The organism is Streptomyces hyaluromycini (assembly GCF_002217755.1).
Classification (GTDB): domain Bacteria; phylum Actinomycetota; class Actinomycetes; order Streptomycetales; family Streptomycetaceae; genus Streptomyces; species Streptomyces hyaluromycini.
Map to the genome: position 1 here is coordinate 131,904 of NZ_BCFL01000019.1, position 11,624 is coordinate 143,527.

An 11,624-nucleotide genomic window follows, 5' to 3' on the forward strand; every position below is an offset into this window, starting at 1 on the left:
CCCTAGGTCCCGTGACTATTCGCCTGTACGACACCAACGCCCGGCAGATCCGTGACTTCGCCCCGCTCGTGCCGGGCTGTGTCTCGATCTACCTCTGTGGTGCCACCGTGCAGGCGGCGCCCCACATCGGGCACATCCGCTCCGGCCTGAACTTCGACATCATGCGCCGCTGGTTCGAATACCGGGGCTACGCCGTGACGTTCATCCGGAACGTCACGGACATCGACGACAAGATCATCGCCAAGTCCGCCGACCAGGGCCGCCCCTGGTGGGCGATCGGCTACGAGAACGAGCGCGCGTTCAACGACGGCTACTCCGCGCTCGGCTGCCTCCCGCCGACGTACGAGCCCCGCGCGACCGGGCACGTACCGGAGATGATCGAGATGATGCGCGGGCTGATCGAGCGCGGGCACGCCTACGAGGCCGACGGCAACGTCTACTTCGATGTGCGCTCCTACCCGGACTACCTCCAGCTCTCCAACCAGGAGCTGGACAACCTCCGCCAGCCCGAGGGCGAGGGCGAGACCGGCAAGCGGGACCAGCGCGACTTCGCGCTGTGGAAGGCCGTCAAGCCGGGCGAGCCCAGCTGGGAGACGCCGTGGGGGCGCGGCCGGCCCGGCTGGCACCTGGAGTGCTCGGCGATGGCCCACAAGTACCTCGGCGCGGCCTTCGACATCCACGGCGGCGGCCTCGACCTGATCTTCCCGCACCACGAGAACGAGATCGCCCAGGCCAAGGCGTTCGGCGACGACTTCGCCCAGTACTGGGTGCACAACGCCTGGGTCACCATGAGCGGCGAGAAGATGTCGAAGTCCCTCGGGAACTCGGTGCTCGTCTCGGAGATGGTCAAACACTGGCGCCCGATCGTGCTGCGCTACTACCTCGGCACCCCGCACTACCGCTCGATGATCGAGTACAGCGAGGAGTCGCTGCGCGAGGCCGAGCAGGCGTTCGCGCGGATCGACGGGTTCGTGCAGCGCGTGGTGGAGCTGGCCGGGGGAGCCGTCGAGCCCTCGCCCGAGGTCCCGCCGGCGTTCGCCGAGGCGATGGACGACGACCTGGGTGTCCCGCAGGCCCTCGCGGTCGTGCACACCACCGTCCGGCAGGGCAACTCCGCCCTCGCCGCCGACGACAAGGAAGCCGCCGTCGCCCGCCTCGCCGAGGTCCGGGCCATGCTCGGCGTTCTCGGCCTGGACCCGCTGGACCCGCACTGGTCCGGCGGCGGCCAGAAGGGCGAGGACCTGCACGGGGTCGTCGACACCCTCGTACGCCTCGTCCTCGACCAGCGCGAGTCCGCCCGCGCCCGCAAGGACTGGGCGACCGCCGACGCCATCCGCGACCAGCTGGGCCAGTCCGGTCTCGCGATCGAGGACAGCCCCTCGGGCCCGCGCTGGACCCTCAAGTCCTGACCACTGGTCCTGACCGCTGGTCCTGACCACGGGTCTGCTGAAGATCGACTGTGCCGCCCGGCCCCCCGGGCGGCACACTGCATAAGACGTACGTACGAAGCGAAGCTCACGGAGACGGGTAACTCATGGCAGCCAACAACCGCCGCATGTCCGGCAAGAAGGGCGCGCAGGTCGGCAGTGGCGGCCAGCGGCGCCGGGGCCTGGAGGGCAAGGGCCCGACCCCGCCCGCCGAGATGCGCAAGGGGCACAAGAAGAACCGCATCGCCACCGCCAAGGCCAAGCAGACCCAGCGCCGTCCGGTGGTGCGCGGCCGGGGCGGCAAGGGCACGTCCGAGATGGTCGTGGGCCGTAACCCGGTGGTGGAAGCGCTCCGCGAGGGGGTTCCCGCCTCCACCCTCTACGTCCAGCAGTTCATCGACAACGACGAGCGGGTCCGTGAGGCCCTCCAGCTGGTGGCCGAGCGCGGCGGCATCAACCTCATGGAGGCCCCGCGCCCCGAGCTGGACCGCATGACGAACGGCCTCAACCACCAGGGCCTGGTCCTCCAGGTCCCGCCGTACGAGTACGCGCACCCCGAGGACCTGGCGAACGCCGCGTACGACGAGGGCGAGGACCCCCTCATCGTCGCCCTCGACGGCGTGACCGACCCGCGCAACCTCGGCGCGGTCGTCCGCTCGGTCTCCGCCTTCGGCGGCCACGGCGTGGTCGTCCCCGAGCGCCGCGCGGCCGGTATGACCGCCGGTGCCTGGAAGACGTCGGCCGGCACGGCGGCCCGCACCCCCGTCGCCCGCGCCACGAACCTGACCCGGGCCCTGGAGTCGTACAAGAAGGCCGGCATCGTGGTCGTCGGTCTCGCCGCGGACGGCGAGCACGAGATCGGCGACCTGGAGGCGCTGGGCGGCCCGGTCGTCATCGTCGTCGGCAGCGAGGGCAAGGGCCTGTCCCGACTGGTCGGCGAGACCTGCGACTTCCGGGTCCGGATCCCGATGCCGGGCGGCGCCGAGTCGCTCAACGCGGGTGTGGCGGCGGGGATCGTGCTGTACGAGGCGGCGCGCCGCCGCGTGTGAACACATGTCCGCGGCCTGACCCGTGCGGGGTAATTCCGGCGTACCGGACATCCTTGACGGGGTCTGGACACATCCGGCCGGTCAAAGCAGTGTCCTAACTCCACGTCACTCGGTTAGATGAGTGTGGACACCAGAACACCCCGCACACCCACGGGGGACCGCTCGTCGGGATTCCGCTCCGGATTCACTTCCGGGCCCGACGACGCTCCCGCGCTGAGCATGGTGAAGGTGCCGAGCGATCCGGCGCAGGTCATCGTCAACCACGCGAGCTTCCGCGTGCAGCTGGGCGTATCGACACGGCGTACCCAATCTCCCCGGGTCGCAGGGCACTTGAGCGCCACCGAGGACACCGCGCGCATCCCGGTCGTGGGCGCGGCGGGCAGGGCGGGGGCGGCACCCGGACGTCGCCGCCCGGTCGTCTGGAGCGGCAAGTCCGCGCCCGACGACACTGGCGCCCACCGGCTGCTCCAGGCCGTCCGGGGCGGCAGCGTCCGGCACGTCGAGGAGCCCGCCGAGCCGGCCGGCGCGACCCGGGTCATCCCGCGCGTCGGCGACGGCGTCCTCGATCAGACCGTCGAGACCCCGATGGTCGGCCACCCGCGCTCCCCGGCCTCCGGCGAGAACCGGCTCATCCCGAACATGCCGGCGGTCGGCAGCGCCTACGACGAACCGGCCTACGGCGAATCGGCGTACGACGAATCGGCGTACGGCCAACCGTCCTACGCCGACGACGAGTTCGAGGACTTCGAGGAGCCGCGGTCGGCCCGGCGGCCCGGTGACGGCGACCCGGCCCGGCACGCCTACTACCCCGGCCGCCGGATGAACCTCGGGGTGGTTCTCCTCCCCCTCCGGATCTTCCTCGGCTTCATCTCCATCTACGCCGGCATGGGCAAGCTGTGCGACCCCGTCTACTTCGACGGCGGCAAGCGCGGCTCCATGGTCACCTGGCTCAACACGCTGCACCCCTGGGAGGTCGCCGAGCCGCTGCGCCAGTTCGCCCTCCAGCACCCGGTCGGCTCCGGCCTGGTGATCGCCTTCCTCCAGGTGATCGTCGGCGTGCTGACCGTCCTCGGCTGCTGGCAGCGGGTCGCCGCGGTCGTCGGCGCGCTGCTCTCCGCCGCGCTCATCGTCACCGTCAGCTGGAAGACCGTCCCCGCGTACGACGCCCCCGACATCATCTATCTCGCCGCCTGGTCCCCGCTGGTCATCGCCGGCGCCCCCGTCTACTCGGTGGACGGCCGGCTCGCGGGCGGCGCCTGGCGACGCCTCGGCCCGCACTCCGACATCTGGGACCTGCGCGCCCACGTACTGCGCCGGGGTGCCCTGGTCACGGCCGTCACCGTCGGCCTCACCCTCCTCGTCGGCTCGCTCCTGGGCGGCGCGGTCCGCGACTCCAGCCGCGTGGTCGTCCCCGGGCCCGGCGAGGCCCCCCGCAACAACCTCCCCGGCTCCAAGCTGCCCGGCGAGTCGTCCAAGCCCCGGCAGAGCACTCCGTCGGTCTCCACGGCTCCCTCCGGGGGCGCCACGGCGAGCCCTTCGCAGTCGGCGACCACTCCGGGCGCCGACCGCACCACGAGTGGCGCCACCACCACGACCCCCAGCGAGACCCAGGGCACCACCGGGCAGGTCCCGCACCAGCACACGGCGCCCGCGGCGACCACGGCCGGCCCGACCTCGGGCGGCGCCGCGACCGGCGGCACGTCCTCGACGGGCGGCGGCACAGGCAGCGACACCGGAAGCTCCGGCGGCGCATCCTCCTCCGGCCAGCCGGGCCTGGTGGGCGGCCTGCTCGGCTGACAGCCACCTCATGCTGACGCAGCCCCGCGCTCCAAAGGCGCGGGGCTGCGGCGTACCAGGCGTACCGAAGGGGCGCGATGTGCCGTCTGTCGACTGCGGCGCCGTCGTGGCTGGTCGCGCAGTTCCTCCCCCAGCCTTCGGCTGGGGGTACCCCCAGCGCCCCTTACGGGGCGCTGCCGAACCGCCCCCGAAGGGGGCGCGGGGAACTGCGCGCCAAGCCACGACGGACCCGCAGCAGGCGACGGCGGTTCGCCCCCCTCAAAGGGGCGCGGGGAGCTGCGCGATCAGCCCCCACCCACCCGCAGCCGACGAACCGGCCGTCACCACCCCCCTCGGCCTACCGCCCCAGCGCCGCCAGTTCCTTCGCCGCCTCCGTCAGGTCCTTCGCCGTGTCGATCGCCCGCCAGTACGCACCCTGCGGAATCGGGAACCCGGCCAGCTGCCGGCTCCGTGCCAGGTGCGGGAACGTGGTCCGCTCGTGGTCCCCCCGCTCCGGCAGCATCTCGGCGAACGCGGGAGAGAAGACGTAGACACCCGCGTTGATCTCGAACGTCGACGGCGGTGACTCGATGAAGTCCGTGATGTGGCCGAAGCCGTCGGTCTGCACGGCGCCCCAGGGGATCCGCGGACGCGCCAGCGCCAGCGTCGCCACGGCGTCCCGCTCCGTGTGGAAGTCGGCCATGTCGCGCAGCGAGAACCGCGTCCAGATGTCGCCGTTCGTGGCGTACCAGGGCCGGTCGGTGCGGGGCAGATGCGCGGCCGCGTACCTGAGGCCGCCGCCCCGGCCCAGCGGCTCGGCCTCCACCACCGTGGTGACGGAGAGCGGCAGGTCGGCCGTCGCCAGCCACTTCTGCAGGACCTCGGCGAGGTGGCCGCAGGAGACCACCACGTCCGTGACGCCCTCTTCGGCGAGCCAGTTCAGCTGGTGGCCGATGATCGGCGTGCCCGTACCCGGGATCTCGACCATCGGCTTGGGCCGGTCGTCGGTGTACGGACGAAGCCGTGAGCCCTGGCCACCGGCCAGGACCACGGCTTGAGTGGGGCGCAGCGCGGCGTTCGGATGGGTCATGCCCGAACTGTACGACGCGCCCCGGGGTCGGCTTCCCGCCGAGGGCGGCCCCTTAAGGAGCCGTTACCCACTTCCCAACCGGCGTTAGGGCCTGTCTAGCTGTGCGCGGCCAGCACGCCGGACGCGAAGGACGTGTCGCAGACCGGGCGGGCGTACGACTGGGCGCGCGAGGCGCCGTAGATCCGCACCGCGGCCCGGCCCAGTGCGCGGGCGATGGAGGTGCAGTGCTCGGCCAGCGACGGGTGGCCGTTGACCGCCTGCTGGAGGTGGGTGAGGACCTGGCCCGGGTTTCTGTCCTGGAGCTCGGTCATCAGCTGGTCGCGCAGGACGTCCTGCGGGGCCTGGGCGACGGCCTTGGAGGAGACGTTCGCGTCGGTCACGTCGGTCGCGGTGAGCACCGAGCTCCGCGGGGATCCGGTCCAGTTGACGCGGGTGACCGCGAGGGTCCCGGAGAGCACCAGGACGACGGGCAGGACAAGGGCGAGGGTGCGGCCGATCCGGCGGGCAGGGCCGCCCCGGTGGCCGCGTCGCGTCTGAGAGATGGTGGAGTGCTTCACGCGTGTGAGGGTAGCGTGCGGTAATGATTTGGCGACATTTAGTCACCGGTTCGGGGGATGGAGAAGTGCCGTGTTTCGGGTACGGGGTTGACGCACACTGCTCGAAAACCACCCGGTTGCCGGGGTAGATCGGGGCAACGGAAAGGGCCCCGCAGCAGGCCGCGGGGCCCTTTCCGTCAACCTGGGTGAATTCACCCTGGTCAGAGGTTTGTTTCCGTGACGCACTCCCGGCGGGTGCCGGTCGCGGGTCAGTCGGTGAGGCGCTCGCCCGTGGAGGTCGAGAACACGTGGGTCTCGCCCGGCCGCGGCACGACGTGCAGCGTGGCGCCCTTCTCCGGGACCGCGCGGCCGCTGACGCGGACGACCAGGTCCTTGAGCTCGTCGCCGACCTTGGCGCTGCCGTAGACGTAGCCGTCGGCGCCGAGCTCCTCGACGACGTTCACGGAGACCGCGAGGCCGGCCGGGGCGTCCTCGGTGTCCTTGGAGAGGGAGGACGCGGCCTCGCCGTTGTGCTCGACGATGTCGAAGTGCTCGGGGCGGACGCCGACGGTGACCGTGCGGTCGCCCTTGTCGGCGGCGGCCTGGATCGCCTCGCGGTTCACCGGCACCACGCTGTTGCCGAACTTCACGCCGCCGTCGGTGATCGGGACCTCGACCAGGTTCATGGCGGGGGAGCCGATGAAGCCGGCGACGAAGAGGTTGGCCGGGCGGTCGTACATGTTGCGCGGGGAGTCGACCTGCTGGAGCAGACCGTCCTTGAGGACCGCCACCCGGTCGCCCATCGTCATGGCCTCGACCTGGTCGTGGGTGACGTAGACGGTGGTGATGCCGAGGCGGCGCTGCAGAGACGCGATCTGCGTACGGGTCGAGACACGGAGCTTGGCGTCCAGGTTGGACAGCGGCTCGTCCATGAGGAAGACCTGCGGCTCACGCACGATGGCGCGGCCCATCGCGACACGCTGGCGCTGACCGCCGGAGAGCGCCTTCGGCTTGCGGTCGAGGTACTCGGTGAGGTCGAGGATCTTCGCGGCCTCCTCGACCTTCTGCCGGATCTCCGCCTTGTTGACGCCGGCGATCTTGAGCGCGAAGCCCATGTTGTCGGCGACCGTCATGTGCGGGTAGAGGGCGTAGTTCTGGAACACCATGGCGATGTCCCGGTCCTTCGGCGGCAGGTGCGTGACGTCGCGGTCGCCGATGCGGATGGCGCCGCCGTTGACGTCCTCCAGGCCCGCGAGCATCCGGAGCGAGGTGGACTTGCCGCAACCCGACGGGCCGACCAGGACGAGGAACTCGCCGTCCTCGATCGCGATGTCGAGGCCGTCGACGGCGGGCTTGGTGGAACCCGGGTAGATCCGGGTCGCCTTGTCGAACGTGACAGTGGCCATGGCTCAGAGGCCCCCTTCTACCGGCAGGAACGTGCCGGACGATCCGTTGTAGGAAGGTGGTTGGTGTAGTCCACGAGGGTGAACTGGCTCAGGACGGTACCTGGCGTTCACCCCGTATGTCAGTACCTGGAGCCCTGTGAACTTCGCGGAAATTTTCGACGGGCCCCGCCCGCGACGTGGGTACACTGCACGAGGCACACCCCCGAGGTGTGCACACGCCTCCTTAGCTCAGCTGGTCAGAGCGCCGCTCTTGTAAAGCGAAGGTCGTCGGTTCGAATCCGACAGGGGGCTCCACTGAGTACATCCACGGCGGGCCGTCTGTCAGGGCGCATGCCATTGCAGGGCGAACCACAGCTCCATGCGGACGCCGGGGTCCTGCAGGTCCGCGTCGAGGAGGTCGGCGAGGCGGGCCAGGCGGTGGCGCACGGTGTTGCGGTGCACCCGCAGGGCCGCCGCGGTGCGGTCCCAGCTGCCGTGCAGGGTCAGCCAGGTCCGCAGGGTGTCGAGGAGGACCTCGGCGCCCGGTGCGCCTGCCTGTTCCAGGGGCGCGAAGCGGGTGCGGGCGAGGGCATGGGCTTCGGCGGGGGAGACGAGCGCCTGCAGGGTGAGCGGGTCGGCGGTGTGGACGACGGCGGGTGTGCCGGCGGCGACCGCGCGCTGTAGGGCACGTTCGGCCTGGGCGTCGGCGCGCGGCAGGTCGGGCGCGGCCACGGGTGCGCTGTAACCGAGGACCCAGCCGAGGCCGGCCGCCTGGGCGGGCACCTTCGGCCGGGCGTCGGGGGCGCAGGGCACCAGCGCCTTGAGGCCGGCGCTGTCCATGTGTACGTAGGGCGTGCCCAACAGGGCGGACAGAGCGGCCAGTCGGGCCGGGGCCACGTCGACGGGCGAGCCGTCGGGCAGGTGCCGGCCGTGCACCACCGTCCAGTGGTCGTGGCCCGCCCCGGCCGGCGTGAGCGCGGGCGCGACCTCGGCGGGCGTGGCCCCGAGCATCAGCCGTACCAGTGCGCCGACGCTGTGGGTGTCGGTGCTCAGGGCGTGCCGTGGGCTGGTGAGCAGGGCCAGCAGGACCGCCGCGGTGCCGGTCACCTGGCGGTGTACGGCAGTCGGGGGCGTGGTGGCGGCCTGGCCCAGGGCGAGTGTCGTGGTGGTCGCGCTGTCCGCACCGGCGGGCAGGGTGTGGACGGTCAGGTGGACGCCCTGGTCGTGCACCGCGGCCGCCTTGGGGCCGCGGTCCTGCCGCAGGGTGCGTACGGCGAGGTCGCGCAGCAGGTGCGGGGACGCGGGGCGGGGGCCCGCCGCGAGGAGTTCGGTGCCCTGGGTGTCGTACAGGACCGACCAGGACCCGGTGTGGGCGGCCAGCTGGCCGAGGACGGCGCGCAGGGCGTCCGGGCGGGCGGCGGCCGAGGCCAGCGCCGACTGGGCCCGGGAGACCTCCCGCAGCTCGCGGTTGCGGGCCTCGGCGATCGCCGCGTACGTGGCCTGTCCGACGGCGACGAACGGGGTGGCGGGCGGAAGCCGCAGCAACGGCAGGCCGTGCCGGTCGCAGGCCCGGACGAGTTCCGGCGGGACCTCGGGGTGCACGGGGGCCACGCCGAAGCCGAGGGCGGCCACTCCGGCGGCAACGACCCGGCGGACGTAGGTGTCGATGCCGTCCGGGTCGCCGGGGAGCCGGACCCCGGCGGTCAGCAGCAGTTCGCCGCCGACCAGGTACGGCGTGGGGTCCTCGATCTCCGTGGTGCCGACCGTGCCGACGGTGCGGTCCTCGGCCGGCGGTCCGGCGACCTGGGTGAGGCCGAGGCCCGGGGCGGCGAGCAGCACGCCGAGGCGCACGGACGGCTGCTCGGCGTTCGCGTCGCCGTCGGCGCCCGAGCCGCCCGGGCCGCCCGAGCCGGAGCCGGCGGTGGCGGATTCATCCAATGGGCATCTCCATATTGGACAGAAGCGGCACTTCAGCTCCAGTACACCCCGTGGCTACGGTCATGTCACTCCCCCCGCCCGACCCCGCTCTCCCCCGTCCCCGGAGGATTCCATGACCGTCGACTACCTCGTCATGGCCGCTTACCTGACCGGCATCATCGGCGTCGGCTGGTGGGGCAAACGCCGCGCCGCCTCCAAGAGCGACTTCCTGGTCGCCGGCAGACGCCTCGGCCCCCTGATGTACACCGGCACGATGGCCGCCGTCGTCCTCGGCGGCGCCTCCACCATCGGCGGTGTCCGGCTCGGCTACACCTACGGCGTCTCCGGCGCCACGATGGTCGGCGCCATCGGCCTCGGCCTGCTGGCCCTGAGTGTCTTCTTCTCCGCGCGGATCGCCCGGCTGCGCGTGTACACGGTCGCCGAGATGCTCTCGCTGCGCTACGGCGACGCGGCCAGCGTGATCTCCGGCGTCGTCATGTGGGTCTACACGCTGATGCTGGCGGTGACCTCGACGATCGCGTACGCCAGCGTCTTCGACGTCCTCTTCGACGTGCCGCGCTGGGTCGCGGTGGTCGTCGGCGGCACGATCGTCGTCGGCTACTCGGCGCTCGGCGGCATGTGGTCGATCACCCTCACCGACATGGTGCAGTTCGTGGTGAAGAGCCTCGGCGTGCTCGTCCTGCTGCTGCCGATCGCGGTCGTCAGGGCCGGCGGCTTCGGCGCGATGGCCGACCGGCTCCCGCACGGCTACTTCTCGCCCACGTCCATCGGCGGGCAGACCATCTTCACCTTCGTGCTGATCTACACGTTCGGCATGCTGATCGGGCAGGACATCTGGCAGCGCGTCTTCACCGCCCGCAGCGACAAGGTCGCTTCCTGGGGCGGCACCGTCGCCGGTGTCTACTGTCTGGCGTACGCGCTGGCCGGCGCGTTCATCGGCATGGCGACGAAGACCCTCTACCCGAACCTGGCCGACGCCGACCAGGCCTTCGCCACCATCGTCAAGCACGCCCTGCCCACCGGTGTCCGCGGCCTGGTGCTGGCCGCCGCGCTGTCCGCGATGATGTCCACCGCCAGCGGCGCCCTCATCGCCTCCGCGACCGTCGCCGACAACGACATCTGGGCCCGGCTGCGCCGCCGTACGACGCCCGGGGACCACGACGAGATCGCCTCCAACCGGGTCGCCATCGCCGTCCTCGGCGCGGTCGCCATGGGCATCGCCTGCGTCCTCGGGGACGTCCTCTCGGCACTGACCGTCGCCTACAACCTGCTCGTGGGCGGCCTGCTGGTACCGATCCTCGGCGGTCTGGTCTGGCGGCGCGGCAACCTTCCGGGCGCGCTGACCGCGATGATCGCGGGCGGTACGACGGTGATCACCCTCATGGTGACCGACGGCCTGCTCGCCAACGAGCCGATCTACTACGGCCTCCTCGCCAGCCTCCTCGCCTACGTCGCCGTGAGCCTCGCGACCAGGCCGACCGACGAGACGCTCCTGGAGGTGTGGCGCCGCCGCCTGGCGGGCGAACCGGCCCCGTCCGCGGCCGCCACGAGCCCGGAGCTCAGCGCGGCCTGAACCCCGGCCACCGGACCGGAACCCGCCCGCACCCGCACGTGCCCGTACCCCGCTGAAAGCCGATGGCTGAAAGCTGAAAGGCCCCCCGATGTCCGCCCCTTCCGTGGAAGAACTCCGTCTGCGCCGCGAACTCGCCGCCGTCTACCGCCTGGTGGCCCACTTCCGGATGACCGACCTGATCTTCACGCACATCTCGGTACGGCTGCCCGGCCCGGAACACCACTTCCTGATCAACCCCTACGGGCTGCTCTTCGAGGAGATCACCGCCTCCAACCTGGTGAAGACCGACCTCGACGGCAACCCCGTCGAGGAGACCCCCCACCCCGTCAACCCGGCCGGTTTCGTCATCCACAGCGCGATCCACGCCGCCCGCCCGGACGCCCACTGCGTCCTGCACACCCACACCAGGGCGGGCTGCGCGGTCGCCGCCCAGGAGGAGGGCCTGCTCCCGCTCAACCAGATCTCCATGGAGTTCTACGGCAGGCTCGGCTACCACTCCTACGAGGGCGTCGCCCTCAACCTCGCCGAGCAGCGGCGGCTGGTCGCCGACCTCGGCGGCCACCCGGCGATGATCCTGCGCAACCACGGACTGCTGACCGTCGGCGAGACCCCCGCCCAGGCGTTCCTGCGCATGTACTACCTGGACAAGGCCTGCGAGATCCAGACCATGGCCGCGGCCGGGGGCGCCAAGCTCGTCCTCCCCGACCCCGAGGTCCGCGAACTCACCGCCCGCCAGCTGGCAGGGGAGGAGCACGACTCCGACCTCCAGGACGACAAGGCCTACGACCTCGCCTGGTCCGCACTGCTCAGGCTGGTCGAGCGCATCGCCCCCGACTACAGGGACTGACGG

General features: G+C 71.8%; 9 protein-coding genes and 1 tRNA gene. 6 read left to right on the top strand and 4 right to left on the bottom strand.

Going from position 1 to position 11,624, the window contains the following annotated elements:
• Positions 1 to 11 precede the first annotated feature (11 nt).
• From cysS to SSP29_RS18480, 3 genes are all read left to right on the top strand, one after another.
• Positions 12 to 1,409: a cysteine--tRNA ligase gene (cysS, locus tag SSP29_RS18470; protein WP_089101804.1), complete on the top strand. Its 1,398-nt coding sequence runs from the start codon at positions 12 to 14 to the stop codon at positions 1,407 to 1,409.
• Between the two features lie 125 nt (positions 1,410 to 1,534).
• Positions 1,535 to 2,476: a 23S rRNA (guanosine(2251)-2'-O)-methyltransferase RlmB gene (rlmB, locus tag SSP29_RS18475; protein ID WP_089101805.1), complete on the top strand. Its 942-nt coding sequence runs from the start codon at positions 1,535 to 1,537 to the stop codon at positions 2,474 to 2,476.
• 117 nt (positions 2,477 to 2,593) lie between these two features.
• Complete coding sequence (locus tag SSP29_RS18480; protein WP_150134424.1) at positions 2,594 to 4,273, top strand: DoxX family protein; 1,680 nt, start codon at positions 2,594 to 2,596, stop codon at positions 4,271 to 4,273.
• Between the two features lie 337 nt (positions 4,274 to 4,610).
• Here the strand turns inward: SSP29_RS18480 and SSP29_RS18485 are convergent, their stop codons facing one another.
• The 3 genes from SSP29_RS18485 to SSP29_RS18495 all read right to left on the bottom strand — a co-directional run bounded on the left by SSP29_RS18485 (position 4,611) and on the right by SSP29_RS18495 (position 7,284).
• The gene (locus tag SSP29_RS18485) at positions 4,611 to 5,342 is read right to left on the bottom strand and encodes a nucleotidyltransferase family protein (protein ID WP_089101807.1); all 732 of its coding nucleotides are present in this window, start codon (positions 5,340 to 5,342) and stop codon (positions 4,611 to 4,613) included.
• Between the two features lie 95 nt (positions 5,343 to 5,437).
• Positions 5,438 to 5,899, bottom strand: coding sequence for a hypothetical protein (locus SSP29_RS18490; RefSeq protein WP_089101808.1), 462 nt, complete (start codon positions 5,897 to 5,899; stop codon positions 5,438 to 5,440).
• Positions 5,900 to 6,147: 248 nt separating this feature from the next.
• A complete protein-coding gene (locus SSP29_RS18495; RefSeq protein WP_089101809.1) occupies positions 6,148 to 7,284 on the bottom strand; it encodes an ABC transporter ATP-binding protein in 1,137 nt (378 codons plus the stop codon).
• A 217-nt stretch (positions 7,285 to 7,501) separates the two neighbouring features.
• Here SSP29_RS18495 and SSP29_RS18500 point away from each other — a divergent pair.
• Positions 7,502 to 7,578, top strand: a tRNA-Thr gene (locus SSP29_RS18500).
• Between the two features lie 27 nt (positions 7,579 to 7,605).
• Here SSP29_RS18500 and SSP29_RS18505 read toward each other — a convergent pair.
• Entirely contained in the window at positions 7,606 to 9,201 is a 1,596-nt protein-coding gene (locus SSP29_RS18505; protein WP_150134425.1) for a PucR family transcriptional regulator ligand-binding domain-containing protein, read from the bottom strand.
• A gap of 112 nt (positions 9,202 to 9,313) precedes the next feature.
• Between SSP29_RS18505 and SSP29_RS18510 the strand changes: the two genes are divergently transcribed.
• Positions 9,314 to 10,774 (top strand): sodium:solute symporter family protein, encoded by a 1,461-nt coding sequence (locus SSP29_RS18510; RefSeq protein WP_089101810.1) that lies wholly within the window; start codon positions 9,314 to 9,316, stop codon positions 10,772 to 10,774.
• 88 nt (positions 10,775 to 10,862) lie between these two features.
• Positions 10,863 to 11,621: a class II aldolase/adducin family protein gene (locus SSP29_RS18515; RefSeq protein WP_089101811.1), complete on the top strand. Its 759-nt coding sequence runs from the start codon at positions 10,863 to 10,865 to the stop codon at positions 11,619 to 11,621.
• Positions 11,622 to 11,624 lie beyond the last annotated feature (3 nt).